This window comes from Allobosea sp. P2_A10 (genome assembly GCF_056405115.1).
In genome coordinates this window covers 83323-108993 of record NZ_JBFUCS010000005.1, presented here as the reverse complement: position 1 = coordinate 108993, position 25671 = coordinate 83323, and the positions used below count along the sequence as shown (strand labels likewise).

Below are 25671 nucleotides of genomic sequence, written 5' to 3'. Positions count from 1 at the left end.
GCTACTCCCAGCGTTGCGCCGCGGCGTCGTCGCTCGCCTTGGCCTCGACCCAGCCGCCGGTCGAGCCGTCGAGCCGATGCTCGCGCTTCCAGAACGGTGCGCGCGCCTTGAGATAATCCATCAGGAATTCGGCCGCCTCAAAAGCGGCGCGGCGATGGGCGGAGGCCGCGATGACGAGGACGATCTGCTCGCCCGGCTTCACCTTGCCATAGCGGTGGATCGCAACCAGCCCCGACAGCGGCCAGCGCGCGGCGGCCTCGGTAGCGACGCGGCCGATCTCGACCTCGGCCATGCCGGGATAATGCTCCAGCTCGAGCGCGGCGAGCGTGCCGCCCTCGTCGCGGCACAAGCCTGCGAAGGTCACGACCGCGCCGATGTCGCGCCGTCCCAAGGTCAGCGCCGCGACCTCTGCGGCGAGGTCGAAATCGTCGCGCTGGATGCGGATGACGGGGGTCATCAGGTGCTCAGCCGCCAGTCATCGGCGGGAAGAAGGCGATTTCGCGGGCGCCTGCGATGCTGGCGTCCGGCTTGACATGCATGTGGTCGATTGCGGCGCGGACGATCTTTTCGTTGTGGAACGCGGCCTCGTAACCCTCGTCGCGGGTCTTCAGCCACGCCACGAGATCGGCGATGGTCGCGGTGCCGGGCGGTGGCGTGACGCTCTCCTCGGCAAGGCCGACGCGCTCGCGGACCCAGGCGAAATAGACCAGCTTCAGCGTGCGGGTCTCGATCGTGACGTCGCTCGCAGTCGCGGTCGTCATGGCGCGCGCATGTCCTCTTCGACGAGGTGGCGGATGCCGGCGTTGAAATAGTCCCAGCCCGTGTAGATCGTCAGCCCGGCCGCGATCCAGAGCATGACGATGCCGATCTGCGTGTTGCCGGGCAGCACCTTGTCGCCGGCCGGGCCCGCGACAAGGAAGCCGAGCGCCAGCAATTGCGCCGTCGTCTTCCATTTCGCCACCTTCGAGACCGGCACGGAGACTTTCAGCTCGGCCAGGAACTCGCGCAGTCCCGAGACCAGGATTTCGCGGCACAGGATGACGATCGCGGCCCAGACCGCCCAGCCCTTGATGGTCTCGGTGTGGACCAGCATCAGCAGCAGGGCGCAGACGAGCAGCTTGTCGGCGATCGGATCGAGCATACGGCCGATCGCCGATTGCTGGCTCCAGGCCCGGGCGATCCAGCCGTCGAGATAGTCGGTGACGGCGGCGACGACATAGACCGCGAGCGCGATCCAGCGAACCCAGTCGTCGCGCGGCCAGAACAACAGGCCGACCAGGGCCGGAATCGCGAGGATCCGGCCGTAGGTCAGGAGGTTCGGCAGGGACCAAGGGCCGCGCCGACGGATCGAATCTGGAAATATCGTCACGACGGATACCAGAACAGCGTGGTTGCGACAGCGTCAACACGCAAAGCCGCGAAGTCCGCCCATACGCTCATGCATTTGCGGCAGTCATGCGTCCGCGGCGGTCATGCGTCGTGAAAGATCATGCATCGTGAAAGATCATGCGTCGTGAAAATAGTCATGCACCGCCTTGGCGGTGGCGGCGTTGACGCCGGGCGTCCCCATCAGATCGTCGAGCTTGGCGCGCTGGATCGCCTTCACCGTGCCGAAATGCAGCAGCAGCGCCCGCTTCCGCGACGGGCCGATGCCGGGAATCTCGTCGAGCGGGTTCTTCATCGTGTCCTTCTTGCGCCTTGCCCGGTGCGTGCCGATGGCGAAGCGGTGGGCCTCGTCGCGCAGGCGCTGGACAAAATACAGCGCCGGGTCGCGCGGCTGCAGCTTGAAGGGTTCGTGTCCCGCCATGTGGAAGGTCTCGCGCATGGCGTTGCGGTCGACGCCCTTGGCGATGGCGACGAGGGGCACGTCGCCCGCGCCGCATTCGGCCATGATCCTGCGCGCCGCCTCGAACTGGCCCTTGCCGCCGTCGACGATGACGAGGTCGGGCCGGGAGGGAAAGGCTGAGTCGTCGTCCTGCTGCCGTGCGCTCGTCCCACCCGAGCCCTCATCCTGAGGAGAAGCCGCAGGCTTCGTCTCGAAGGATGGTCCAGCGCGCTCTGGAGCATCCTTCGAGACGGCCGCTGACGCGGCCTCCTCAGGATGAGGGCTGAGAGTCGGATCGGTCTTTAAGTCGGCGCCACCGCTCTCCTTCGCCAGCCTTGCGAATCGCCGCTGCAGGACCTCGCGCATCATGCCGAAATCGTCGCCGGCTATCGTGTCCGTGGAGATGTTGAAGGTGCGGTAGTGGCTCTTCATGAAGCCGTCCTTGCCGGCCACGACCATGCCGCCGACGGCGTTGGTGCCCATGATGTGCGAATTGTCGTAGACCTCGACGCGCCTTGGCGCCTTCGCCAGTCCGAAGGCCGCGCCCAGCGCCGCCAGCAGCGATTGCTGGCCGGCATTGTCGGCGAGTTTTCGCGACAGCGCCTCGCGGGCGTTTTTCCGAGCATGCTCGACGAGGTCGGTCTTCTCGCCGCGCTTGGGAGCGGCGACCTCGACCTTGCGACCGGCCCGCGCCGAGAGCGCCGCCGCGATCAGCTCGATCTCCTCGACGTCATGGGAGAGCAGCACGAGACGCGGCGGCGGCTTGTCGTCGTAGAACTGCGTCACCACCGAGGCGAGCACTTCGGCGGGCGTCAGAGAGCGGTCGGCGCGGGGAAACAGCGCCCGGTTGCCCCAGTTCTGGTGATTGCGAAAAAAGAAGATCTCGACGCAGAACTGCCCGGCCTGCTCGTCGATGGCGAAGACATCCGCCTCCTCGACGCCTTGCGTGTTGATATCCTGACCCGCAGCGACGGCCGAGAGCGCCGCGAGCCGGTCGCGATAGCGCGCCGCCTTCTCGAATTCGAGCTCTTCGGCCGCCTCCTGCATGCGCTGCGACAGCAATTTCTTCACGCCCGACGAGCGCCCGGCGAGGAAGTCGCGCGCCTGGCCGGCGAGCGCCTGATAGTCGGGAATACTGATCTCGCCGGTGCAGGGGCCGGCGCAGCGCTTGATCTGGAAGAGCAGGCAGGGCCGGGTGCGGTTCTCGTAGAACGAGTCGGTGCAGGAGCGCAGCAGGAAGGCCTTCTGCAGCGCGTCGATGGTGCGCGTCACCGCCCAGACCGAGGCAAAAGGGCCGTAATAGTCGCCCTTGCGCTGGCGCGAGCCGCGATGCTTGGCGATCTGCGGCGCGTCGTGGTCGCCGCTGAGCAGGATGTAAGGGAACGACTTGTCGTCGCGCAGCAGCACGTTGTAGCGCGGCCTCAGCTGCTTGATCAGGTTGGATTCGAGCAGCAGCGCCTCGGTCTCGGTGCCGGTGGTGACGAACTCCATGTTCGCCGTCTCGGCGATCATCCGCGCGACGGCGTTGGTGTGGGCCATGCCGCGCGCATAGGCCGTGACCCGGTTCTTCAGGTTCTTCGCCTTGCCAACATAGAGCACCTCGCCGGCGCGATCGAACATGCGGTAGACGCCGGGCTTGCCGGGCAGGTGCTTGGCGAAACCGGCGATGATCTCGATGCCATGCTTGAGGGCGCCGGGCGCGGTCTCGCCGAGATCGAGCACGGGAGCGGGGAGGGCGTCCTCCTCGTCCTCGATCTCGTCGGGGGTGGGGGCGTCGGTGGGCAGTTCGCGAGTCATCGCTTCCATGTAGGACGAGACATGCGTTTCGTCATGTCAGGAACGTCGTTCGCGTCGCCCGGAATGCAGAGCTGACATGCTGACCGCCGGCTCACCCGGTCCCATATTCAGTGCGCGAATCGCAAGTTCACCTTGATCAAGGATCAGCATCCATGACTGCGACAGACAGCGTGCGCATCGTTCTGGCCTCCCGCCCAACGGGACGTCCGACACCGGGCGATTTCCGGGTCGAGCACGCCGCGATCCCTGTGCCGTCCGACGGGCAGGTGCTGCTGAAGATCCTCTATCTCTCGCTCGACCCCTATATGCGCGGGCGGATGAGCGCGGCGAAGTCCTATGCCGCCTCGACCGAGATCGGCGCCGTCATGGAGGGCGGCACGGTCGGCGAGGTTCTGGAAAGCCGCCATCCCGATTTCAAGCCGGGCGACGTCGTGCTCTCGCATTCCGGCTGGCAGACTCATGCGGTGGCGGACGGCAAGACGCTGCGCAAACTCGATCCGGCCTCCGCCCCCGTCACCACCGCGCTGGGCGTGCTCGGCATGCCCGGCTTCACCGCCTATGCCGGGCTCCTGACGATCGGCCAGCCGAAGCCGGGCGAGACCGTGGTCGTGGCGGCGGCGAGCGGGCCGGTGGGTTCGGCCGTCGGGCAGATCGCCCGGATCAAGGGCGCGCGGGCCGTCGGCATCGCGGGCGGGCCGGAGAAATGCGCTTTCGTGCGCGACCAGTTCGGCTTCGACGCCGTCATCGATCACAACGTTCCCGACCTCGCGGCGCAACTTGCCGCGGCCTGCCCGGATGGCATCGGGGTCTATTTCGAGAATGTCGGCGGCAAGGTCTGGGACGCGGTCTTTCCGCTGCTCAACAGCTTTGCCCGCATCCCGGTCTGCGGGCTCGTCGCGCAATACAACAGCACCGGCGAGTTCGAAGGGCCAGACAGGTTCCCGGTGGTGATGCGGCAAGTTCTCTCGAAGAGCCTGCTGATCCGCGGCTTCATCCAGAGCGAGTTCACGGCCCAGCGCCCGAGCTTCTACAGTGACATGGCGGGCTGGATCACTGAGGGCGCGGTCAGATACAAGGAGGACATCGTCGCGGGGCTGGAGAACGCACCCGACGCTTTCATCGGCCTGCTGGAGGGGCGCAACTTCGGCAAGCTGGTGGTGAAGGTCTCAGGCTGAGGCCGACCAGGGATCGATCACGGGCCGGCCCGCCGCGACGAATGGAGCAATGTCCCGCGTCGCCACGGTGAGGCCATGCGCCATGGCAATCGCCGCGATGTAGCCGTCGGCGGTCGCGATGGCTTGCCCGATCGCACGGCAGTGCGCTCGCAGTCGAGCGTAGGCCTCCGCAGCCGGCGTGTCGAAAAGCAGAATACGCCCCTCGAAGAACGGCAAAATCAAAGTCCGCAGGTTTTCTTCGAGCGCGCTCTTGCGGCGTCCATCCGGGAGGATCGCAATTCCCAACAGCAGTTCGGCAACGGTGATCGTCGAAAGATAGAGGGTGCCGGCGGCTTGTGCATCGAGCCAAACCTTGACGTTGCCATCTCCGCCCGGTCTCGACGCCTCCGAGACGACGTTCGTGTCCAGCAGGATCACTCGAAACTCATCGGCTCGGAGATCGACTTGTCGCGCAGGCCTTCGGTTTCGAAGCCCCCGGTTTCCCGACCGATCTGGGCGAGCAACGAGCCGAGCTTGACGCGCTCCGGCGGATTGACGGCCGCATCGAGAATGTGCCGGATTTCCGCTTCCGTGCTGCGGCCATGACGCGCCGCCTGGACCTTGAGCGCCCGGTGCGTTTCGTCGGAGAGCTGCCTGACTGTGACTGACGGCATCGTGAGCTCCTCATCATCATTGAAAGCAATGCTATCATAATGACAGCATTGCTTTCAATCTGAATGGCGGCAGATGTGAGCCGCCCCTTGACCCTTCTCGCATCCTGCGTTCATCACCCTGCACCCGCACATCGGACGCATCCGCCCATGCCCGTCTTCGTCCTCCCCTTTCCGGTGATCGATCCGGTCGCGCTGTCGCTCGGGCCGCTCTCGGTCAAATGGTATGGGCTTGCCTATGTCGTCGGATTGATCGGCGGCTGGTGGTATGCGCGAAAGCTTGTCTCGGCCGATGGGCTCTGGGCGGGCCGGGCGAAGCCCAAGGCCGAAGAGCTCGACGACATGCTGCTGTTCGTGGCGCTTGGCGTCGTGCTCGGCGGGCGGCTCGGCTTCGTGCTGTTTTATGATCTTGCCCGCTATCTCGCCCGGCCGCAGGACATCATCGCGATCTGGCAGGGTGGCATGTCCTTCCATGGCGGGCTGATCGGGGCGACGCTGGGCCTGTGGCTGTTCGCGCGGCGTCGGGGGTATCCGGCGCTCGCCATGTTCGATCTCGCCGCCGCCGTGGTGCCGATCGGGCTGTTTCTCGGCCGCATCGCCAATTTCATCAATGCCGAGCTTTGGGGCCGGCCCGCGCCGGGCGTGGCGTGGGCGATGGTGTTCCCCAATGCCGGGCCGCTGCCGCGCCATCCGAGCCAGCTCTACGAAGCCTTTGCCGAAGGGCTCGTGCTCTTCGTCCTGCTGGCGCTGGTGGTGCGGGCGGGCGGCTTGCGGCGTCCGGGTCTCGTCGCCGGACTGTTCGGCATGGCCTATGCGGTTGCGCGTATCGTCTGCGAGTTCTTCCGCGAACCCGATCCGCAGCTCGGCTTCCTGTTCGGTGGCAATGTCGATGCGCTCTCGGGCGGCATCACCATGGGCATGCTGCTCTCGCTGCCGCTGTTTGCCGCCGGCCTCGTCCTGTTCCTGCGGTCGAGGCGAGCCGCGGCGTGACCACGCTGAAGGCGGAACTCGCCGGGTTGATCCGGGACGAGGGGCCGCTCTCGATCTCGCGCTACATGGCGCTCTGCCTCGGCCATCCCCGCCATGGCTACTATATAAGCCGCGATCCGTTCGGAGCGCAGGGCGATTTCACCACCGCGCCCGAGATCAGCCAGATGTTCGGCGAACTGATCGGGGTCTGGGCGGCGAGCGTCTGGCAGGCGATGGGCGCGCCGGCTTCCGTCAGATTGGTCGAACTCGGGCCGGGGCGGGGCACGCTGATGGCGGATGCGCTGCGAGCGGCGAAGGTCTTGCCCGCGTTTCGGGAGGCCGTGAGCGTGCATCTGGTCGAGACCAGCCCAACATTGCGCGAGATGCAGGCGAAGATCCTTGCCGGCGTTGCCGAGCCGGTCTGGCACGAGATGATTGGCGATGCGCTGGACGGCCCGGTCATCGTCCTCGCCAACGAGTTTCTCGACGCGCTGCCGCTCGATCAGTTCGTGATGACGCCGGAGGGTTGGCGCGAACGGCTGGTGGGGCTTGGTGACGATGGCGAATTGACCTTCGGCCTTGCCGGAGCGGCCGATCCCGCTCTGCGGTTCGATGCGCCGCAAGGCGCGGTCTTCGAGCAGCCGACGGTTGCGCTCGAGTTGGTCTCGACGCTTGCCCGCCACCTCGCGCAGTCAGGCGGGGCAGCGCTGCTGATCGACTACGGCTCGGCGCGATCAGGCTTCGGCGATACGTTGCAGGCGATGCAGCGTCACGCCTTCGTCGATCCGCTGGCCGATCCCGGCGAGGCGGACCTGACCGTCCATGTCGATTTCCACCGGATGGCGCAGGCGGGGCTCGACGCCGGTGCAGCCGCGCATGGTCCCGTAACGCAAGCTGCCTTCCTGCTCGCGCTGGGTCTGGCCGAGCGGGCGCAGGCGCTGGCCACGCGGGCGACGCCGACCCAGGCGCAAACCCTGCGATCCGCCTTCGACCGGCTGACCGACCCGGCCGCGACCGGGATGGGCGAATTGTTCAAGGTTGTCGCGCTATCGCATCCGGGCTTGCCAGGCTTGCCCGGATTTGACCTTCATCGGCTGCCAGAGCAGGGCTGAGACCACCGACCGGACGATTGTCATGTTCATCACCGCTCCCGATCTTTCCGCCGAACCCGGCATCCGCCACGCCTTCTTTACGCGCGAGGGCGGCGTCTCCCGTGGCATATACGCTGCGCTGAACGGTGGCCTCGGATCGTCCGACGATCCTGCGGCGATCAGGGAGAACCGCGCGCGCATGGCCGGTCATCTCAAGGTCGAGCCGACGCATCTGGTCAGCATCCATCAGGTTCATTCGCCCGATGCCGAGGTGGTGACGGGCCCGTGGCTTGGAGACAAGCCCAAAGCCGACGCGATGGTCAGCGCGGCGTCGGGCGTGGCGCTGGGCATTTCCACCGCCGATTGCGGGCCGATCCTGTTCGTCGACAGCGAGGCGCGCGTGATCGGCGCGGCCCATTCCGGCTGGAAGGGCGCCTTCACCGGGGTCGTGGCCTCGACCGTCACCGCGATGGAAAAGCTCGGCGCGCGGCGCGAGCGCATTCTCGCCGTACTCGGGCCGACGATCAGCGCCAAAGCCTATGAGGTCGGGCCGGAATTCGTCGAGCGCTTCAAGGCGGAGAACGCGACCTATGCGCGCTTCTTCACCGCGTCCGAGCGGCCGGCGCATGCGATGTTCGACCTGCCGGCTTTCATCGGCCTGCGCGCGCAGGAGGCGGGGATCGGGCGCTTCGTCGATCTCGGCCTTTGCACCTATGGCGACGAGCAGCGCTTTTTCAGCTATCGCCGCACGACGCACCGGGCGGAGCCCGATTACGGCCGGCTGATCTCGGCGATCGTGCTGGAGTGAGGCTTTTCAGACGAGGTGTCGGGGGATGTCTCGCCGCTGATGCAGAACGCGGACGATCGTGACGGTTGCGTCCGGCGTCGTAAAGAAGACCGCGTGCGAGCCGACGTTTAGACGCCGGTAGACACCGCGCGGCAGCGATATCGTCGAGCCGAGATTTGGATCGGCCAGGAGCCGTTCGAAAACCGCGTGAATGTCACGCACATAGCGCTCCGCCTGATCGATCCCCCATTTGCGTGCGGAGTAAAGCAGGATGTCGTGAAGGTCGCGGCTCGCGCGCCGCCGGACGACCAGTCGTCTCATTCCGCCGCATTGCGGCTTTTGGTTTCCAGCTCGTACTCCCGTCGCGCCTTGGCAACCAGCGTATCGATATCGAAATTCTCGACATCATCGCTCTCCTCGCCTTCGGTCAACGCTGCCTGCAGGGCTTCGACCTCGATGGCGTGCTCTTCGAGAAGTCGCAAGCCGGCGCGGACGACCTCGCTCGCCGATCCATACGTTCCCTTGGCGAGCTGCCTGTCGATGAAGCGGATGAAATGATCGCTGAGAACGATCGAGGTACTTTTGCCCATCCAAGCCTCCACAGAGTACCCATAGATCGTACAGGCGCGTTGCTGTTATGTCACTCATCAGGACGTCGCGCTTGCCGTGCACGGATCGGCATGTCCCGATGCATCCCAGTCAGTCAGAATCCTCATCGAGTGCCCGAGATGCCCCGCCAGATCGACTACTACTTCACCCTGCTCTCGCCCTGGACCTATCTCGGCCACGCGACCTTCATCGAGATGGCGCAACGGCATGGCTGCACGGTCTCCTACAAGCCGACGCCGCTGCGCATGGTCTTCGACGAGACCGGCGGGCTGCCCCTGCCCAAGCGACACCCCGTCAGKCAGCGCTACCGCATCCTCGAACTGCAGCGCTGGCGCGAGAAGCGCGACCTGCCGCTGGTGATCTATCCCCGGCATTTCCCGTTCGACGTCTCGCTCGCCGACCGGGTCGCGATCGCGATCGCGCAGGCCGGCGGCGATCCGTCGGGCTTCGTCGGCGAAGTGCTGGCGGGCGTCTGGGCGCGCGACGAGGATCTGTCGCAGCGCGATCTGATCTCGAACCTTGCCGATGCAGCCGGCTTCAACGGCGCGGCGCTGCTGGAGAGCGCCGGGAGCGAGGCGGTGGTCCAGCTCTATGCCGCGACGATCAACACCGCGATCGAGGCCGGTGTCTTCGGCGCTCCCAGCTATGTGCTGGATGGCGAGGTGTTCTGGGGCCAGGACAGGCTTGACCTGCTCGAGGATGCGCTGGCGAGCGGCCGGGCGGCCTTTCGTAACGACGCGCAAGCATGATGCCGAAAAGCGGCGTCCGGTTTTCGGACGACATCATGCCTTGCTGCAAGGCCTGATCAGCCGACGATGTCGGGCGTGCGCCAGCCGAGATGCTGGCCGGCGTCGACCGCTATCATCTGCCCGGTCACAGAGCGCGCCTGCGCCAGATAGAGTACGGCTTCGGCGATCTCGGCCACGTCGACCTTATGACCGAGCAGGGTCGCCGCGGCTTCCGCCTCCATCGCGCCTGCGCCGTCATGCGGGTTGGGCAGGGTCGGGCCGGGGCCGACGGCATTGACCCTGATGCGCGGCGCCAGGGCCTGCGCCATGGTCTTGGTCGCCGTCAGCAGAGCGGCCTTGGTCAGGGTGTAGGAATAATATTGCGGCGTCAGTTTCCAGACGCGCTGGTCGATGATGTTGACGATCGCCCCGTCGCGACCGGCCGGCAGGCGGTTGGCCATCGCGCCAGCCAGCACCGAGGGCGCGCGCAGGTTGACCGAAAACTGGCGGTTCCAGACTGCGACGTCGAGATTGAGGATATCGTCGACCGTGAAGGTCGAGGCGTTGTTGACGAGCAGCGTCACCGGGCCGAGCGTGGCTTCCGCTTCGGGCACGATGCGATCGACCGCCGCGGGATCGGCAAGGTCGGCGACGACGACGCAGGCGCGCCCGCCACGGCTTGCGAGGTCGGCGGCAAGCTCGTCTGCCTCCTCGCGGGCGCTCCCGCAATGGATCGCGATCGCATAGCCGGCACGGCCGAGTCTTTCGACGATGGCACGGCCGATCCGGCGGCCACCGCCCGTGACGAGCGCGACCTCGGTCATGGCGCTATCCTCCATCGCGCCGATCCGATCCGGCGGCGGTCGAGCGTCGCTGCAGCCGGCGCTCCCAATGCTTGGCGACGCGCAGATAGCGATAGAAGGCGAAGTTCATTGCGGTCATGAAGCCGTAGATGCCGCGCAGCGCATGGCGGCGGCCGATATAGGCCTTGATGAAGTTGGCGGGAAACTCCGCCATCAGCCGGAAGGCAGAGAGCGTTGCGCCGCGCCCGTCGAGATCGTCGGCCTGGGCGTCGCTGTAGCTGTTGAGCTTGTCCATCTGCTCGCCGAGCGAGCGTACGGAATAGTGATGCACGATGCCCTTCAGCCGCGCGATGCGGGCATCGGGCGCGAGATCGACGCGGTCATGCACCGGCGAGGGCGAATAGCGCCCTTTCAATCGGCTGTAGAGCCTGACCGGAGCCAACGCATAGGCGAAGCGGTGGGGCGCGCCTTCGCCGGGAAAGATCTCGGCGATGCGCAGCTTGTAGGCGTCCGCCGCCGGCGCGCCGTTGGCGAAGAGTGCGGCGATCTCGGCTGACAGTCCCGCCGGCACGACCTCGTCGGCATCGATGTTGAGCAGCCAGTCGTGGCGGCATTGCTCCTCGGCGAAACGCTTCTGCGGCCCGTAGCCCGGCCATGGATTGAAGATAACGCGCGCGCCGAGGCGCTCGGCGATTGTCTGCGTGCCGTCGGTCGAGCCGGAATCGACGACGACGATGTCGTCGCTCAGGGAACGGACCGCCTCGATCGTCCGCGCGATCCGGTCGGCCTCGTCGCGCGTGATGATGAAAATCGATAGAGGCGGCACAAGCGGCGTCTCGTCATTGGACTGGTCGTTTCCGGCTTAAGCACGCGTCGCCAAGACCCGCAAGCGGGCAGGCGTCGGGAAGGATTTGAGACCTCTGGAACCTTACGACAGGTGCCGCGTTAGTCGGTTGGCACGGAGAAGGCGGGCAACGTTTTATTAGTATTCGATTTACCATTCAGCGTCCTTTAACAATCATTAATATGGATTCACGCTTTAGCCTTAGTCATCCCGATTCGTGCCGCATTTCCGCCGTGGTCTCCACGGCAGATGTGCTTCTGCCGCAACAGACAAAGGCTCGCCGTGGTCTTATATGTTGGCCATCGAATTCACCCGTCGGGGCAAATCCCGGCAACAGCGACGACCAGGAGTCCACTATGAAGAAGTATCTGCTTTCGAGCGTCGCGGCGTTGGGCCTCGTCGCTGCCGGCGCCGCCTCTGCCGCCGACCTGCCGTCCCGCAAGGGCCCCGTCGTCGCCCCGATCTACGCGCCGATCTTCACCTGGACCGGCTTCTACGTCGGCGCCAATGTCGGCTACGGCTTCGGCCAGGTCGATTCCACGAATCTGGGCGTCATCGGCAAGTACGATGATCCCGACGGCATCATCGGCGGTGGCCAGATCGGCTACAACTACCAGCTCGGCCAGATCGTCCTCGGCATCGAGACCGATTTCCAGGGCGCCGACCTGAAGTCGCAGAGCGCTCTCATCGCTTCGGGCGTCCGCGCCTCGAACGAGTTGAACTATTTTGGCACGGTTCGTGGCCGCGTCGGCTACGCGTTGGACCGGTTCCTGCCCTATGTCACCGGCGGCTTCGCCTATGGCAACGTGAAGAACAAGATCAGCACGCCGGTCGGCTCGTTCAGCAACGACAACACCCAGTACGGCTGGACGGTCGGCGGCGGTCTCGAATACGCCTTCACCAACAACTGGACTGCGAAGGTCGAGTATCTCTACACCGATCTGAGCAAGGAATCGATCAACGTCCCCGGCGGCACCTTCAACCAGAAGGTCGAGACCAAGTTCTCGGTCGTCCGCGCCGGCCTGAACTACAAGTTCTAGTCGCTTTCCCCTCGCGGGGATTTGAAGAACCCGGTGGCTTCGGCCACCGGGTTTTTTGTTGTTCCGAGGTTTTTCAGGACGCCGTCATTCCGGATCGACGCGGCTTCGCCGCTTGTCCGGAACGACGGCGCAGCGCGGCGGCCCGTCCTCAGCCCTTGAAGCGCGTTGCTTCGAAGGCCGGCACCTTCGCGGCGAAGGCGTCGAGCCAGGCGACGAGATTGGGATGGCCGGCGCGCCATTTGCCCTCGAAGCGCAGATCGAGATAGCCGAGCGCGCAGGCCAGCGCGATTTCGCCGATCCGGGGTTTGCCGGTGAAGGCTGGCGGCGCGAGTTCAAGCGCGATCAGCGCGCGTTCGACCTTGCTCGCCTGATTGGCGACCCAGTTCGCGTTGCGGTTTTCTTCCGGCCGCATGCGGACCTCGTAGACCTGCAGCAGCGCTGCATCGGCGAGGCCGTCGGCCAGCGCCTGCAGGCGCAGTTGCGCGAAGCGGCCCTCACCGGCCGGAAAAAGCTGTCCGCCGCCGGCGAGATGATCGAGATATTCGACGATGACGCGCGAATCGAACAGCGTCGTGCCGTCCTCCAGCACCAGGGTCGGGATCTTGCCGAGCGGGTTCTGCTGGCGCAGCGGCTCGGTGGGGTCGTTCGTATCGGCTGCGACGATCTCGATCCTCTCCATCAGGCCGAGTTCGAGCGCGGCGATCTTGACCTTGCGGCCGAAGGGGGAGGCGGGCGAGGAGCGCAAGGTCAGCATCGGGACATCCTGAGTCGAGAACGGATCTTTGAGAGAAGCAGAGCTTCAGCCGTCCGGGCGGATCGGCTCGCAAAGGTAGCGTGGCTTCGGGCCCTGCGCGAGGCGTTCGGTCAAAGCGGGCAGCAGAATCGCGGCCTCGCCGGCGAGCGTCCAGGGCGGGTTGACGATCAGCATGCCGGTCGCGCTCAGGCCGCCGGCGGCTTCGGGTCTGTCGACGTCGATTTCGAGCCGCAGCAGCTTGCCGATGCCGGCCGCCATGATCGCGCTCAGGAGATTGGCGACGGCGAGGCGGTCCTTGACCGGATACCACAGCGCATAGATGCCGCCGGGCCATTTGCGGTGGGCGGCGATCAACTCGGCCTCGAGCGTGGCGAACTCGTCCTTCTCCTCGAAGGGCGGGTCGATCAGCACGAGGCCGCGTCGCTCCTTGGGCGGGACATTGCCGCGTAGCGCGTTCCAGCCGTCGATCGCCAGCGCCTTGCAGCGCGAATCGCGGCCGAGCACGGCGGCGAGCTTCTTGTGGGTCTGCGAATGGAGTTCGGCGGCGATCAGCCGGTCCTCGGCGCGCATCGCCTGCCGGCAGAGCCAGGGCGAGCCGGGATAGGCATCGGGGCCGAAAAGCGCGCGCGCGCCCGAGAGCGCATCGCGCCAGGGCTTCAGCAAAACCTCGACCGGCGGGGCCAGCGGCGAGCGGTCGATGCGCGCGACGCCATCCTTCCATTCATGCGTCCGCAGCGCCTCCTCCGAGCCGAGATCGTAGCGGCCGGCGCCGGCATGGGTGTCGACGACGCGATAGGCTGCGTCCTTGGCGTTGAGATGGGTCAGGATGCGCGTGAGAATCACATGCTTCAGGACGTCGGCGAAGTTTCCGGCGTGGAAGCCGTGGCGGTAGTTCATCGTCCGCTCTTACGCGGGTTTTCGAGCGGTGTCAGTCATCCCATCCGAGCCCTCCTCAGGATGAGGGCTGAGGGGCATGGATGACGGTGCTAACGCGGCGCGACCACGGTGATGTCGCGCGTGCGGCAGCCGGAGCGATCGACCTCCTGGCAGGTCTGGAAATTGCGCAGGCCCTTGCTGAGGCAGATGCGGACCTCCTGCAGCACGCCGCGCTTGCAGGCGACCGACATCATGTCGGTGCGCAGGCCGGGATTGGCCGACACGAAAGCGCGCTCGAGGTCGATCGCGGTCCATGTCTGGTCGCGCTCGGCCTTGGCCAGTTGCGGCGGGATCGCGACCTTGTCGCGGGCGCGGCGGACATCGGCGAAATAGTCGGTCGGGCTCGATCCAGAGCAGGTGCCGTGCTTGCGCCATTCGTAGCGGGCGAGGTCCTCGGTCGGGAAAACGCCGCGCGTCTGTTCCAGGGCGATGCGCGAGGGCGTGCGCCCGGCCGGGCCGCAATCGCTGGGATAGCCGCGCTCGTTTTGGGGCCAGAGGCCGTGGACGACGAAGCGCAGGCCCGCTCCTTGCGCACATTGCTCGCGGTTGCGGCCATTGCCGCCGTCGAGTTCGCAGAAGCCCGGCGACCAAGACAACGCGAGCACGTAGAAGTCGAATTCACCGGGCGTGCCGCCGCGATCATAGCGGCCCTGCGCCAGCGCGGCCTGCGACAGGACGATGCCTGCGAAGAGCGCGAAAGCGACTTTCAGCAGGGCCATGACTTTCAGCACGGACATGACCTTCAGCAGGACCATGACTTTCAGCGAGGCCAGGATCTTCAGTGATGGCATGACGCCGGCCGCGTTAGGGCCGGGCCATCTTGCAGTCGGGCGCGTAGGAGCGGTGGCGGTCGAGCCCGCTGACGCACCAGTTGACGTTCCAGGTGTAGCCGAACAGGCCGAGATTCTCGCGCACCGAATAATCGACGCGGTGGATGCTGCCGTCGTTCAGCGCCATGCGGGCGGTGCAGAAGCGGCGCGGGATGAAATCGTCGCCGAGCGGGCGAAAGCCGATCGGCCTGACCCGGTCATAGGTGACGGCCTGCAGCGGGCCCCAGAACTTGGCCTCGCGCGAATTGAACCAGTTCGTGATCTCGCCGAGCACGGCGGCGTCCTCGCAGGCCGGCAGGTTGCCGTACATCGCGATGATGCGGTTTTCGGCGCGGTCGGCCGGGTTGACCCTGCGGCCCGAGGCCTCGGCGGAGAAAGCCGCCGTCAGGCAGGCGAGGGAGACAAGGGCGGTTCGCAGCAAAGCGCGGCGCATTGGGGCAAAGCCTCGTGAAGTAAAAGGATCCGATGTCGCACGATGGCTGGCTGAGGAGTCGGGGTCAAGGCGGATCGGTCCTGTGGAAGTGCAGCCGAGGCCGACAAATTTTCTACTAAGGCATGACAATGCAATTGAACGCGAAACGATTAAGTTCAACCATAGAGAGCAGAGAGAGCGCATGATCGACACGAACTGACAGACGATGGTCTCAGGCCGTTGGATATCGTCCGGCGGAACAGGCAACTTGGGGCGGTTGCGGATGGATCTTGGCGGGGTCATTGGCGATGGCGAGTTTGTCCTTCGTCTCGTGCATATCGTGGAGGAGCGGCTGAGGGGCGGCTTCTGGATTTGCGACCTGCCATCCCGCGAGACCTTTTGGTCCGATGGAATGTTCGATCTGCTCGATGTCGACAGGACAAAGTTCGTTCCTGTTCTCGGTGCCGTAAACGCCCGCGTCCATGTCGATGACCGGCTGTCGCCGTCCGAACTCGAGACGATCGTGTCGAGCGGCGCGATCGTCGATCGAGAGCTGCGAGTCATTACGGATAGCGGCAGGCTACGCTGGGTCTCTAAACATATCGAGTTCGTGAATAACGCGCGAGGCGTACCGGTTCGCATGATCGGTATCCTGTTCGACATCACGCACGAGGTGGAACTGAGACAGGCCGTGGCGACGCATCGTCAACGCTTCAACGTGTTGGCGGACGCTGCGACGTTATTCGTTTGGAGCACGGGAGCGGATGGCTACAGCGAACGCAACCCCGGCTTGGCGGCGATCACCGGCCTGCCGGAGCAATCCACCGAGGGCTGGAACTGGGCCGGGGGCATCCATCCCGATGATCGCGAAAGCGTGGTCCAGTCCTGGAGGGCGTCCTTGGAAAGCGGTAAGCCCTACGAACAGGAATTGCGGCTTCTCAAGCGCGATGGAGGGTATCTGTGGGTGCTGGCGCGCGCCTCGCCTGTCCGAAGCGCCAACGGCTTCATCCTCGAATGGATCGGCGCTGCCATCGACATCCATGCCCGCAAGGAGTGGGCCGTGGATCCCGACAACGCTATGGGCGTCACAGGCTCACAGATTCGCGGTGCGCGCGGCATCCTGAACTGGTCAGTCAATCGCTTGGGAAGCGAGGCCAGCGTGCCGTCATCGTCGATTCGCCGCCTTGAGGAATTCGACGGCGTGACGAAGGGCGAGGTGCTCCTGCTGGAGCCGATCAAGACCTGCCTACAGCGAGCCGGGATCGAGTTCATTTTTCCGCCCACCGGAAAGCCTGGCGTGCGCCCTGCCTGATGAGGCCTGATTCGCCCGTCGCCGGCGGGCGCTACATTTCGACGTCTGTGTCGCCTCATATTTTGCTGTCAATGACGGCAGTTGCCCATTGGTGAGGCAGCAAAAATCGACCTGTTGCGGGAAGCAAAACCATACCCGCGCAAAAGCTGCGCGAGATTTGGGCGCGAGCGTTAACGATCCGGAAAAATTGGTTAACAGCCGTTTAGCATGTTTTGCCCACCATGGTTCCGGCATCAGAAGCATGGAGGGACCGATGCACGGCACTTCAAATGGGAACAAGCCCGACCAGGCCCGCGTCATGCCGCCGTCGGCCGATGCTCTCGATCTGCTGTTGCAGCAGCTGAGAAGTTGCGCGGAAGGCATGCGCAACGAGACAGCGCCGGAGCCGCCGACGATGGGACCGTCCGAACTGGAGACGAGCTCCTATGTGGCCGAACTCTGCGAAGGCTTGATGATGCTGCCTGGCATGGTGAGGCTGCCGCGGTTGAGCTACCTGCTAATGCTGACCCATGCGCTTGCCAGCGAGTATTGCGCTCTGCCGCAGACACAGGCCAAGCTGGCCGCAGGTTGAGCGCACGACCGGAGACCGGCGATGACCGCGAATTTCGACGATCCGAACGCCCGAATCGCGGATGCCGCCGATTTGCGCGGCCATTTCGGCGCGGTCAATCCGCTGGCCGAGCGCAAGGTGATCGACCGGCTCGACCAGTTCTGCCGCGATTTCATCGCGCTCTCGCCCTTCCTCGTGCTGGCGAGCGCCGACGGCTCGGGGCGCGCCGACGCCAGCCCGCGCGGCGATGCGCCGGGCTTCGTGCGCGTGCTCGACGACAGGACGCTGCTGATTCCCGACCGGCGCGGCAACAACCGGGTCGACAGCTTCGGCAACATCCTCTCGGCGGCCGGCGTCGGGCTGATCTTCATGGTGCCGGGCATCGCCGAGACGCTGCGCGTCAACGGCCGGGCGCGGCTGACGCGCGATTCCGGCCTGCTCGAACCCTCGACGGTGCAGGAGCGGACGCCGACGACCGGCCTTCTGGTCGAGGTCGAGGAGGCCTTCTTCCATTGCGGCAAGGCGCTGATCCGCTCGAAGCTGTGGGATCCGGCCGCCCAGGTCCAGCGCGGCGTCTTCCCGACGCTCGGCCGCATCGTCGCCGAGCAGACCAAGGCGATCGGCGTCGCCGAAGCCGAGGCCACCATGGAAGAGGGTTATCGCACGCGGCTTTACTGAGTGTCGTGCCTTTCGCGGGTCAGGCCACAGCGGCAATGCGGCCGGCGCGCCGCTCCAGCACCAGCAGCGCCAGTCCGGCCACGACGATCATCGTGGACCCCAGCAGCATCGCCGGCGTCGGCCAGTCGTTGAAGACGAGCCAGCCGAAGATCAGCGCCCAGACGATCAGCGTGTACTGGTAGGGCACCACGACCGACGCCTCCGCCAGCTTGAGCGAGCGCGTGACGCACAGATGCGCGGCCATGGCGACGATGCCGAGCAGCGCCAGCAGGCCGAAATCGAGCACCGTGGGCGTCACCCAGCCGAAGGGCAGCAGCGCCAGCCCGACGATAAGCGTGCCGAAAGTCTGCAGGCCGACGAGGGTGACGTCGGGCGTTCCGCGCAGATAGCGCCCGGCGATCATCAGCGCCGCCAGCAGCATGCTGCCGAGGATGGCGGCCAGAGCCGGCATCGAGAGCGCCGCACCGCTCGGCGACAGTGTCACCACCACCCCGGCGAAGCCCGCCAGCACCGCGAGCCAGCGGCCGGTTGAGACCTTTTCGCCCAGCAGCAGCGCCGCCAGCAGCACGACCCAGACCGGCGCCGCCATCCACAGGGTCATCGTGTCGGCGAGCGGCAGATAGGACACGGCGAGATAAAACAGCGCCGATTCGCACGCGCCCATGGCGACGCGCAGCCATTGCAGGCCGGGGCGCTGCGGCCGCAGCGTGCGCTGGAGCCCCTGCGCGACGATGAAGGGCGACAACACGACCAGCGCCGCGGCGCTGCGGATCAGCAGCAGCTGGCCGACCGTATAGGTCGCGACCAGCCATTTCCCCATCACGTCGTTGAGCGAAAACATCAGGATGCCGAGCAGCATCATGCCGATGCCGGCGAGCTGGGCGTTGCGGGGCGTCATCGGCGTGGTCGGCTGGGGCTCTCGTGCGGGGCGGCCTCTGTGGCGCAGACGCCGCCCGGGCGCAATCCTGCGGCGCAGCATCGTGGGTACGCGCGAATTCAACCGCTCAGCCCTCATCCTGAGGAGCGCTTCCGCAGGATGAGGGCTGTCGGGAGTGTCCAGATAGGCTCTTAGATCCCGAAAAACGTAGGTCATCCCGGGCGACCGCAGGGAGACCCGGGATCCATTCCGGAACCTTTGCCGGAGATGGTCCGGAATGGGTCCCGGGTCTTCGCTTCGCTACGCCCGGGACGACGGGGAGGGAACGATCAGAATTGGCGTTACCTATATTTTCGTATTGACTTAATTAAGTGAATGACGAATTATCACTGTATGGATCGTTTCGTCGCCCTCGCCGAGCCCACCCGCCGCCGCATCGTCGAGATGCTGGGGCAGGGCGCTTTGGCGGCCGGCGAGATCACGGCGCGATTCAGCATGAGCGCTCCGGCGATCTCGCAGCATCTCAAGGTGCTGAAGGAGGCCGGGCTGGTCACGGTCGAGGTCAGCGGCCAGCGCCGCATCTATCGGCTCGATCGCGCGGGTTTCGACGAGTTCGACGCCTGGGTGCGCAAGGTCCGCGGCTTCTGGGGGCCGAAACTCGACGATCTCGAAGCTGAACTGGCGAAAGCCGAACAGGAAGATGGAGAGCGTGATGCAAACGACGACGCATGAATACGGCACGGTTCTGGAAAGCGGCGCGGTGCGCTTCGAGCGGCTGCTGCCGGGGCCGATCGAGCGGGTCTGGGCCTATCTGGTCGAGGGCGAAAAGCGCGCGACCTGGTTTTGCGGCGGCGACGCCGAGCCGCGCGATGGGGGCCATGTCGCGCTGTTCTTCAAGCATTCGCTGATCACGAAGGAGCAGCCGCCCGAGGGCGCGCGCAAGATGAACGACGAGGGCGCGATGATGGGTGGCACCATCACCGCCTGGGAGCCGCCGCACCGCTTCGCCTTCAACTGGGTCGGCATGGGCGACCCGGATTCCGACGTCGAATTCCTGCTCTCGCAGGCCGGCGACAAGGTGAAGCTCGTGCTGACCCATCGCAGGCTCGCCACCAAGGACCGCATGGCGATGGTCTCCAGCGGCTGGCACCTGCATCTCGACCTGCTCGCCGACCAGCTCACGGGCCGCGAGCCCGGCGGCTTCTGGTCGGTGCATGAGCGGCTGCAGGCGGAATATGCGGAGATGCAGAAGGGGGCGGCGGTTTAAGTCGCCGCAGCTTTGCGACTGGAGAGCCCGGCGTAGTCCGGGCTTTTCTCATTTTCGACAGTCGCTTTTTTTAAAGACCGCATTCAGTCCAAAGTCGATGAATTGCATTTGAACGGATAGGTTGCCTCCGGCAGCTAACTAAAGCACTGCGATCAACGACTTCGATTTCGGTCGAGGGCACGCTGTGATCTAATAACAGTGCAGCTTCGATTCGCTTGCCGGGGGGCGGAAATTGCCAATCACCATAACAGAGACTCAAAAGAAAAAACTGTTGGGAACGATTAGGCAGATTTTGCCCGACATTAAAATACAGAATAATTACCTCATATTGCGCGATGTTTTTAAGAATTTTGAAAGTATCGACGATGTTATCAGTATAGATTCGCCGCAAAGAAAGATTTTGACAGCTACGATTAGCGATAAGCCTCTTAGCAAATTCTTTTCATTTTGGATCGTTAAAGAATTCTGGGACCGAGAATATGATGAAGATGTAGGCTTGGTATCGCTAAAAGATCTGTCTGATATAGCGACATTTGAGCAAATCGCGACAGAGATGGTCAATGACTTTCTTGCGCTTCCTCATTCTTACAAATTGCTGTACCCCCTCCCAGAAGCAATTCATGCTTTACTGAGGAAGGATCTTCAAGAGTTTCAGTTTGGTGATTCCGTAAGACTTACCAGATGGTCGCCAAAATTAGCGGGTAACTACTCCGAGGTTTACCGCCACGAGGGAGAGTTGACAAAAAATACAATTATTCTTCCTGACATTAAAGCCGTTGATCGTAACGAGGCGGGAGTTGTTCTGGAAGTAGATATGAGCGGTTATTTTGATTTTTATAATGAACTTAATAGCGCTCATGACGCGAGCGGCATTGTGAGGTCGTTCCTTGGTTTGTGTTTCGCCAATAAAATTGTTAAGCATACAAAATACGATGAAAAAAAATCTTCAAGTATCATATTTAGATATAAGTATGAGCTGTCTGCATTGAATTATGATGGTTTTTCGTTGATAGGTGGCACGGTTTATTCAGCTATAGGCAATCTATTTGTAAATATATCTGTTTCTGGGAATGATAAATTATATAATCTTTCTATGAACAGAATGCGAAATGCTTTGCGCTCTAAGACTTCAGAGAAAATTCTTCTGGCATCTCGATGGTTATTCGATAGCTTAACCGGCGATAATGATTTATTGTCATTTATTCAAGCAACTATATGTATAGAAATTCTTCTTGGAGATCAGAAGCACGCCGATCAATTATCTATTGGTGACATACTTAGCAACCGGTGTGCATATATGATTGGAAGAAATGAAATAGAAAGGGAGATTATACTTAAAGATTTTAAGAATATATACTCTGTCAGATCTGAAATTGTCCATAGAGGAAAGGCGCGGTTGCTGAGTGAGGATATCGAACAGTTTAATAAGTTGATGAGCTATGCAGGACGAGTAATAGTCAAAGAAATCGACCTTCTTTCGGAGCCAATTGCATCTTAGAATTATGCCGTTGACCCAAGCAGGCACATGATTTCGGCTGTACAAGTTAGAAGCGGCCGTCAACTTGATGTTCGGAGCTCGTCCAATTCGAGCCTCAAGGGCCCAATATCCACTGCTCGCTCCCACCTTATCCCCGGCCCCACCGCCCCATGCCTATTCTCCCCCCGCTCCGCCCGACCAAGGGGGCTGTCGCGAGGCGTCGTGCGGCCGGGCGGGGTTGCGGTGTTCATGGTGGCGGGCCGTCGCGGGTTTGCCGTCATGGAGGTGCCGATCGTCCGCCACGCCGAAGAGGCAGGCGCGGGCCCTGTGCCGGGCTCTAAGACGGACGACGGACCCCCAGAGAACCGCGCGCGGGACGGTCGGGGCGGCCTTTGACGCTGCTCGACATCGACTCGACTTCGACATCGGCTCGCAGCCGTCGACTGCGACGCCCCGAACGTCCCGCGCATCCCCTCGGGATACGCATCCGGAAGACCCGAAACCCTCGCGGCGCTGAGCCGGCGGGGTTTTTGGTGCGCGCTTCCTTCTCCCCCCGGGGGAGAAGGAAGGTCGGGCCTCAAAGGCTCGCCGCCGCCCTTGCCGCCTGGTCGTACTGGCCCGAGAGCGAGCGCATCGCGGCGGCGATCTCCGAGAGGCGTCTGGGGTCGATGCCGGTGCCGAGCACGGACTTGACCAGCAGTTGCTCACGGACCTGGGCGTAGCGCTTGCAGGCGTCCTCGCCGGCAGGCGTGACCTGAACCGTCTTCTCCTTGCCCTTGCGGCCGCCCTTGAGCAGCTTCAGGCGCTCCAGCTTCTTCAGCGAATAGTTCACCAGATGCGTGTCCTCGATGTTGAGGACGAGGCAGATGTCGGCCAGCCGCTTGGGCTTTGCGCGGTGGTTGACGTTGTGCAGCACCAGCACGTCGAGCGGCGACAGGTCGGGCACGCCGGCGACCGCCATGCAGCGCACGGCCCAGCGATGAAAGGCGTGCACCGTCATCGTCAGCGCGAACTCGAACTCCGACAGCGCCGGCATCGCGCCGGAGGCGAGATGGCCGGAGGAGACGATCGGGCCGAGGTCGTCGAGAGGGGGAGAGTTTGACATGTCGCAAGCCGGAATGGGCGTAGGGAACCCCTCTCCCTGCGGGAGAGGGGTTCCTCGCGCTTTTCCTTCAGCCGGAAATGCTCACATCTTCTTGTAGGCGTCGACGATCGCCTGGCCGTCGGCGCCGGCCTTCTTCAGCCAGTCGGCGGTGAGCTGGTCGCCGACCTTCTTGAAGCCGGCGGCGAGTTCGGCGCTGGGCGGCAGCACCTTCATGCCCTTGGCCTTGAGCTGGTCGAGATACCAGCCGGACTTGTCTTCCCACATCTTCCAGCCGCGGGTTTCGGCGGTGGCGGCGGCCTTCAGGATCGCCTCCTGCGTCGGCTTGTCGAGCGCCTCGAAGGCGGCCTTGTTGACGAAGGTGGCGTCCTTGGGGATCCAGGCTTGGGTGTCGTAGAAGTGGTCGAGCGACTCCCAGACCTTGCTGTCATAGCCGGTGCCGCCCGACGACATGAAGGAGTTGACCACGCCGGTCGCCAGCGCCTGCGGCAGTTCGGCGGCCTGGATCGTCACCGACTGCATGCCGAGCAACTCGCCCAGCCGCGCCGTGCCGACGTTGTAGGCGCGCCATTTCAGGCCCTTCATGTCCTCGATCTTGGCGATGTCCTTCTTGGCGTAGATGCCCTGCGGGGCCCACGGCACCATGAACAGCAGCTTGATGCCCTGGGCGTCGAGCTTCTTCTCGGTCGCGGCCTTGGAGGCCTTGTAGAGCTTCAGCGCCTCGGGGAAGCTCGCGGCGAGGAAGGGCACGGTGTCGATGCCGAAGACCGGGTCCTCGTTCTCGTGGATCGACATCAGCACTTCGCCCATCTGGGCCTGGCCGCTCTGCACGGCGCGCTTGATCTCGGGCGCCTTGAACAGGGACGCGCCGGCATGGACCGTGATCTGGAGCTTGCCTGATGTCGCGGCTTCGACGTCCTTGGCGAAAAGGACGAGGTTCTCGCTGTGGGGATTGTCGGCGGGATAGGCCGCCGGCAGGTTCCACTTGGTCTGCGCCGAGGCCGGGGCCGACAGCGCCAGCGCGCTGATGCCGAAAGCGAAGGCGGCCGTGGTCAGATGTCTGCGGTTGATCATGTCTTGTCCCTCTCTGTTGTCTGTCTTGCTGTGTTGTTGGTCTGCTTGGTCTTGCGGTCAGTCCGGGAAGGCGAGTTTCGGCAGATAGAGCACGATCTGCGGGAAGGTCGTGATGATGATGACGGCGACGTTCAGCAGAATGAAGAACGGAAACGCCGCTTTCGCAATCGTCATCGTATCCTTGCCGCTCATGTTCTGCAGCACGAACAGGTTGAACCCGACCGGCGGGGTGATCTGCGCCATCTCGACATGGATGACGAGGTAGACGCCAAACCAGACCAGATCGAAGCCGGCTTCCTTGACCATCGGCAGCACGATCACCGCCGTCAGCACGATCATCGAGATGCCGTCGATCAGGCAGCCGAGGATGATGTACATGCAGGTCAGCGCCAGCACGAGCATGTGCGGCGAGAGCTCCTTGCCCTTGACCCATTCGGCCAGCGCGGCGGGGATGCCGGTATAGGCCATCGCCGCCGTGCAGAAGGCCGCGCCCGCCAGGATCAGCATGATCATGCAGGTGAGCCGCGTCGCGCTCATGATGCTTTCGAAGAGCGTCGTCCAGCTCAGCGTGCCGCTCCACCACGCCAGCAGCAGCGCGCCGGTGACGCCCCAGGCTGCGCATTCGGTTGCCGTCGCGAAGCCGAGCACGAGCGAGAAGAAGACCAGCGCGATCAGGACGAGGCAGGGCATCAGCTTGGCCGACTGCCGGACCTTTTCCATGAACGGCATGTAGGGGTCGCGCGGTGGCGTCTTGTCGGGGTTCAGCCAGGACCAGATGATGACGTAGCCCATATAAAGCGCCATCACGAGCGCGCCGGGCAGGAAGCCGCCGAGGAAGACCTGCAGCACCGAGACGTTGGCGGTGACCGCATAGACCACCATCGGGATCGACGGCGGGATCAGAAGGCCAAGCGTGCCGGAGCCCGCCAGCGTGCCGAGGCTGAGACGCTCGTCATAGCCGCGCTTCTTGAGCTCCGGCAGGGCGATCTTGCCGATCGTCGCGACAGTCGCGGCCGAGGAGCCGGAGACCGCCGCGAAGATGCCGCATCCGATGATGTTGGTGTGGATCAGCCGGCCGGGCAGCCATTGCAGCCAGGGCGAGAGGCCCTTGAACATCTGCTCGGACAGACGCGTCCGGAACAGGATCTCGCCCATCCAGATGAACAGCGGCAGGGCCGCCAGCGTCCACGAGGCCGAGGCGCTCCAGACCGTGGTGGCGAGCACCTGGCCGATCGGGACATTGGTCACGAGCGTCATGGCGAGCAGGCCGACGAGACCCAGGCCGACCGCGATCCAGACGCCCGAGGCGAGGATCAGGACGAGGAAGCCGAGCAGGACGATGGAGAGTTCGGGCAGAGCCATGGTCAGACGCCCCCGCCCTGCGCGATGCGCTCGATCAGCTCTTCGGTGGTTTTTGGCGGCACCGGCTCAAAGGTCGGCCGGCCACGGCGCAGCACGATGATGAACTCGTCGAGAACGGCGATCAGCAGGACGCCAAGGCCGATGACCATGCCGAGCTGCGGTATCCAGAGCGGAACCGCGACGACGCCGGTCGACATGTCGAAGAAACGCCAGGAATCGAAGGCGAGCTTGCCCGACTGGAACAGGAAATAGGCGACGAAGGCACTGGCGACCGTGAGCGAGAATAGTTCGGCCGCGCGCTTCCTGGCCCCGTGAAGCCGTTCGATCAGCAGGCCGACGCGGATCATCTCACCGCGCTTGAAGGTATGAGCCAGCCCGAGAAAGGCCATCGCCACCAGCGACCACGCGGTGAAGTCGTCGCCCGATGGAACGTTGAAATTGATCTCGCGGCCGACCGAGAGCAGCATCATCAAAACGAAGATCGCGACGAGGAAGAGCCCGGCCGCATAGGCGGCGGCGAGATAGAGCAGATCGAGCATGCGGCGGATCATCGGCCGCGCCCCGTGGGCCGGGCGCGCCGCGCGTCGCCGATTGCCAGGACTGATCCCGTCATCGCATCCTCCGCTTTCAGGACCGTCCGGCCCCTCAGCCATGTTCCGGTCACAATCGCAACACTAACCGCCGAAATCGGCTTGTCAACGTTTCATCGACAATTTATCGAT

General features: G+C 64.2%; 31 protein-coding genes. 12 read left to right on the top strand and 19 right to left on the bottom strand.

Annotated elements, in window-relative coordinates; translation table 11 throughout:
- Position 1 precedes the first annotated feature (1 nt).
- From AC1DZY_RS09520 to uvrC, 4 genes are all read right to left on the bottom strand, one after another.
- Positions 2 to 457 (bottom strand): molybdenum cofactor biosynthesis protein MoaE, encoded by a 456-nt coding sequence (locus AC1DZY_RS09520; RefSeq protein ID WP_476819865.1) that lies wholly within the window; start codon positions 455 to 457, stop codon positions 2 to 4.
- A 7-nt stretch (positions 458 to 464) separates the two neighbouring features.
- Positions 465 to 716, bottom strand: coding sequence for a molybdopterin converting factor subunit 1 (gene moaD / locus AC1DZY_RS09515; protein WP_476820031.1), 252 nt, complete (start codon positions 714 to 716; stop codon positions 465 to 467).
- Positions 717 to 757: 41 nt separating this feature from the next.
- Positions 758 to 1369, bottom strand: coding sequence for a CDP-diacylglycerol--glycerol-3-phosphate 3-phosphatidyltransferase (gene pgsA, locus AC1DZY_RS09510; protein WP_476819864.1), 612 nt, complete (start codon positions 1367 to 1369; stop codon positions 758 to 760).
- A 135-nt stretch (positions 1370 to 1504) separates the two neighbouring features.
- Positions 1505 to 3631, bottom strand: a complete 2127-nt coding sequence (uvrC, locus tag AC1DZY_RS09505) for an excinuclease ABC subunit UvrC (protein ID WP_476819863.1) — start codon at positions 3629 to 3631, stop codon at positions 1505 to 1507.
- Between the two features lie 143 nt (positions 3632 to 3774).
- Here uvrC and AC1DZY_RS09500 point away from each other — a divergent pair, with 143 nt between their 5' ends.
- Positions 3775 to 4797, top strand: a complete 1023-nt coding sequence (locus AC1DZY_RS09500) for an NADP-dependent oxidoreductase (protein ID WP_476819862.1) — start codon at positions 3775 to 3777, stop codon at positions 4795 to 4797.
- Here AC1DZY_RS09500 and AC1DZY_RS09495 read toward each other — a convergent pair.
- Positions 4789 to 5214, bottom strand: coding sequence for a PIN domain-containing protein (locus AC1DZY_RS09495; RefSeq protein ID WP_476819861.1), 426 nt, complete (start codon positions 5212 to 5214; stop codon positions 4789 to 4791). The two genes, AC1DZY_RS09500 and AC1DZY_RS09495, sit on opposite strands and share 9 nt — an antisense overlap.
- Positions 5211 to 5450: a FitA-like ribbon-helix-helix domain-containing protein gene (locus tag AC1DZY_RS09490; protein WP_476819860.1), complete on the bottom strand. Its 240-nt coding sequence runs from the start codon at positions 5448 to 5450 to the stop codon at positions 5211 to 5213. Before AC1DZY_RS09490 ends, AC1DZY_RS09495 begins: the two co-directional genes overlap by 4 nt.
- A 147-nt stretch (positions 5451 to 5597) precedes the next feature.
- Here AC1DZY_RS09490 and lgt point away from each other — a divergent pair, with 147 nt between their 5' ends.
- The 3 genes from lgt to pgeF are packed head-to-tail and all read left to right on the top strand — an operon-like array spanning position 5598 to position 8315.
- Positions 5598 to 6437 carry a prolipoprotein diacylglyceryl transferase gene (lgt, locus tag AC1DZY_RS09485; RefSeq protein WP_476819859.1) on the top strand — a complete coding sequence of 280 codons (840 nt, stop codon included), beginning with the start codon at positions 5598 to 5600 and terminating at the stop codon, positions 6435 to 6437.
- Positions 6434 to 7528, top strand: coding sequence for a class I SAM-dependent methyltransferase (locus tag AC1DZY_RS09480; RefSeq protein ID WP_476819858.1), 1095 nt, complete (start codon positions 6434 to 6436; stop codon positions 7526 to 7528). The genes lgt and AC1DZY_RS09480 overlap by 4 nt, the downstream gene beginning before the upstream one ends.
- A gap of 22 nt (positions 7529 to 7550) precedes the next feature.
- The gene (pgeF, locus tag AC1DZY_RS09475) at positions 7551 to 8315 is read left to right on the top strand and encodes a peptidoglycan editing factor PgeF (RefSeq protein WP_476819857.1); all 765 of its coding nucleotides are present in this window, start codon (positions 7551 to 7553) and stop codon (positions 8313 to 8315) included.
- A gap of 6 nt (positions 8316 to 8321) precedes the next feature.
- Here pgeF and AC1DZY_RS09470 read toward each other — a convergent pair whose 3' ends face one another.
- Both AC1DZY_RS09470 and AC1DZY_RS09465 read right to left on the bottom strand, forming a co-directional pair.
- Positions 8322 to 8615 carry a type II toxin-antitoxin system RelE/ParE family toxin gene (locus AC1DZY_RS09470; protein WP_476819856.1) on the bottom strand — a complete coding sequence of 98 codons (294 nt, stop codon included), beginning with the start codon at positions 8613 to 8615 and terminating at the stop codon, positions 8322 to 8324.
- Positions 8612 to 8884, bottom strand: a complete 273-nt coding sequence (locus AC1DZY_RS09465) for a type II toxin-antitoxin system ParD family antitoxin (RefSeq protein ID WP_476819855.1) — start codon at positions 8882 to 8884, stop codon at positions 8612 to 8614. The genes AC1DZY_RS09470 and AC1DZY_RS09465 overlap by 4 nt, the downstream gene beginning before the upstream one ends.
- A gap of 138 nt (positions 8885 to 9022) precedes the next feature.
- Between AC1DZY_RS09465 and AC1DZY_RS09460 the strand changes: the two genes are divergently transcribed.
- On the top strand, positions 9023 to 9652 hold the full coding sequence (locus AC1DZY_RS09460) for a DsbA family protein (protein WP_476819854.1): 630 nt from the start codon (positions 9023 to 9025) through the stop codon (positions 9650 to 9652).
- Positions 9653 to 9708: 56 nt separating this feature from the next.
- Here the strand turns inward: AC1DZY_RS09460 and AC1DZY_RS09455 are convergent, their stop codons facing one another.
- Both AC1DZY_RS09455 and AC1DZY_RS09450 read right to left on the bottom strand, forming a co-directional pair.
- Positions 9709 to 10455, bottom strand: a complete 747-nt coding sequence (locus tag AC1DZY_RS09455; RefSeq protein WP_476819853.1) for an SDR family oxidoreductase — start codon at positions 10453 to 10455, stop codon at positions 9709 to 9711.
- Between the two features lie 4 nt (positions 10456 to 10459).
- Positions 10460 to 11260 (bottom strand): glycosyltransferase family 2 protein, encoded by an 801-nt coding sequence (locus AC1DZY_RS09450; RefSeq protein WP_476819852.1) that lies wholly within the window; start codon positions 11258 to 11260, stop codon positions 10460 to 10462.
- A 374-nt stretch (positions 11261 to 11634) separates the two neighbouring features.
- Here AC1DZY_RS09450 and AC1DZY_RS09445 point away from each other — a divergent pair, with 374 nt between their 5' ends.
- Positions 11635 to 12318, top strand: coding sequence for an outer membrane protein (locus AC1DZY_RS09445; RefSeq protein ID WP_476819851.1), 684 nt, complete (start codon positions 11635 to 11637; stop codon positions 12316 to 12318).
- Positions 12319 to 12466: 148 nt separating this feature from the next.
- On the opposite strand, the gene AC1DZY_RS09440 is transcribed toward AC1DZY_RS09445, so the two are convergent.
- The 4 genes from AC1DZY_RS09440 to AC1DZY_RS09425 all read right to left on the bottom strand — a co-directional run bounded on the left by AC1DZY_RS09440 (position 12467) and on the right by AC1DZY_RS09425 (position 15271).
- Positions 12467 to 13072 (bottom strand): glutathione S-transferase family protein, encoded by a 606-nt coding sequence (locus AC1DZY_RS09440; protein WP_476819850.1) that lies wholly within the window; start codon positions 13070 to 13072, stop codon positions 12467 to 12469.
- A gap of 45 nt (positions 13073 to 13117) precedes the next feature.
- Positions 13118 to 13969 carry a 23S rRNA (adenine(2030)-N(6))-methyltransferase RlmJ gene (locus AC1DZY_RS09435; RefSeq protein ID WP_476819849.1) on the bottom strand — a complete coding sequence of 284 codons (852 nt, stop codon included), beginning with the start codon at positions 13967 to 13969 and terminating at the stop codon, positions 13118 to 13120.
- Between the two features lie 89 nt (positions 13970 to 14058).
- A complete protein-coding gene (locus tag AC1DZY_RS09430; protein WP_476820030.1) occupies positions 14059 to 14727 on the bottom strand; it encodes a ribonuclease T2 family protein in 669 nt (222 codons plus the stop codon).
- 85 nt (positions 14728 to 14812) lie between these two features.
- Entirely contained in the window at positions 14813 to 15271 is a 459-nt protein-coding gene (locus tag AC1DZY_RS09425) for a hypothetical protein (RefSeq protein WP_476819848.1), read from the bottom strand.
- A gap of 262 nt (positions 15272 to 15533) precedes the next feature.
- On the opposite strand from AC1DZY_RS09425, the gene AC1DZY_RS09420 reads away from it, so the two are divergent.
- The 3 genes from AC1DZY_RS09420 (at position 15534) to AC1DZY_RS09410 (ending at position 17790) form a co-directional block, all read left to right on the top strand.
- Complete coding sequence (locus AC1DZY_RS09420; protein WP_476819847.1) at positions 15534 to 16562, top strand: PAS domain-containing protein; 1029 nt, start codon at positions 15534 to 15536, stop codon at positions 16560 to 16562.
- A 241-nt stretch (positions 16563 to 16803) separates the two neighbouring features.
- Positions 16804 to 17133, top strand: coding sequence for a hypothetical protein (locus AC1DZY_RS09415; protein ID WP_476819846.1), 330 nt, complete (start codon positions 16804 to 16806; stop codon positions 17131 to 17133).
- Positions 17134 to 17154: 21 nt separating this feature from the next.
- Positions 17155 to 17790 (top strand): pyridoxamine 5'-phosphate oxidase family protein, encoded by a 636-nt coding sequence (locus tag AC1DZY_RS09410; protein ID WP_476819845.1) that lies wholly within the window; start codon positions 17155 to 17157, stop codon positions 17788 to 17790.
- 19 nt (positions 17791 to 17809) lie between these two features.
- On the opposite strand, the gene AC1DZY_RS09405 is transcribed toward AC1DZY_RS09410, so the two are convergent.
- On the bottom strand, positions 17810 to 18688 hold the full coding sequence (locus tag AC1DZY_RS09405) for a DMT family transporter (RefSeq protein ID WP_476819844.1): 879 nt from the start codon (positions 18686 to 18688) through the stop codon (positions 17810 to 17812).
- Between the two features lie 372 nt (positions 18689 to 19060).
- On the opposite strand from AC1DZY_RS09405, the gene AC1DZY_RS09400 reads away from it, so the two are divergent.
- The 3 genes from AC1DZY_RS09400 to AC1DZY_RS09390 all read left to right on the top strand — a co-directional run bounded on the left by AC1DZY_RS09400 (position 19061) and on the right by AC1DZY_RS09390 (position 21432).
- Positions 19061 to 19399 carry a metalloregulator ArsR/SmtB family transcription factor gene (locus AC1DZY_RS09400; protein ID WP_476819843.1) on the top strand — a complete coding sequence of 113 codons (339 nt, stop codon included), beginning with the start codon at positions 19061 to 19063 and terminating at the stop codon, positions 19397 to 19399.
- Entirely contained in the window at positions 19380 to 19934 is a 555-nt protein-coding gene (locus tag AC1DZY_RS09395; RefSeq protein ID WP_476819842.1) for an SRPBCC family protein, read from the top strand. The genes AC1DZY_RS09400 and AC1DZY_RS09395 overlap by 20 nt, the downstream gene beginning before the upstream one ends.
- 232 nt (positions 19935 to 20166) lie before the next feature.
- Complete coding sequence (locus tag AC1DZY_RS09390) at positions 20167 to 21432, top strand: hypothetical protein (protein WP_476819841.1); 1266 nt, start codon at positions 20167 to 20169, stop codon at positions 21430 to 21432.
- A 556-nt stretch (positions 21433 to 21988) separates the two neighbouring features.
- Here AC1DZY_RS09390 and AC1DZY_RS09385 read toward each other — a convergent pair.
- The 4 genes from AC1DZY_RS09385 to AC1DZY_RS09370 all read right to left on the bottom strand — a co-directional run bounded on the left by AC1DZY_RS09385 (position 21989) and on the right by AC1DZY_RS09370 (position 25500).
- Complete coding sequence (locus AC1DZY_RS09385) at positions 21989 to 22516, bottom strand: winged helix DNA-binding protein (RefSeq protein WP_476819840.1); 528 nt, start codon at positions 22514 to 22516, stop codon at positions 21989 to 21991.
- Positions 22517 to 22597: 81 nt separating this feature from the next.
- The gene (locus AC1DZY_RS09380) at positions 22598 to 23587 is read right to left on the bottom strand and encodes a TRAP transporter substrate-binding protein (RefSeq protein ID WP_476819839.1); all 990 of its coding nucleotides are present in this window, start codon (positions 23585 to 23587) and stop codon (positions 22598 to 22600) included.
- 57 nt (positions 23588 to 23644) lie between these two features.
- Positions 23645 to 24949 (bottom strand): TRAP transporter large permease, encoded by a 1305-nt coding sequence (locus AC1DZY_RS09375; RefSeq protein WP_476819838.1) that lies wholly within the window; start codon positions 24947 to 24949, stop codon positions 23645 to 23647.
- A 2-nt stretch (positions 24950 to 24951) separates the two neighbouring features.
- The gene (locus AC1DZY_RS09370) at positions 24952 to 25500 is read right to left on the bottom strand and encodes a TRAP transporter small permease (protein ID WP_476819837.1); all 549 of its coding nucleotides are present in this window, start codon (positions 25498 to 25500) and stop codon (positions 24952 to 24954) included.
- Between the last annotated feature and the right edge of the window lie 171 nt (positions 25501 to 25671).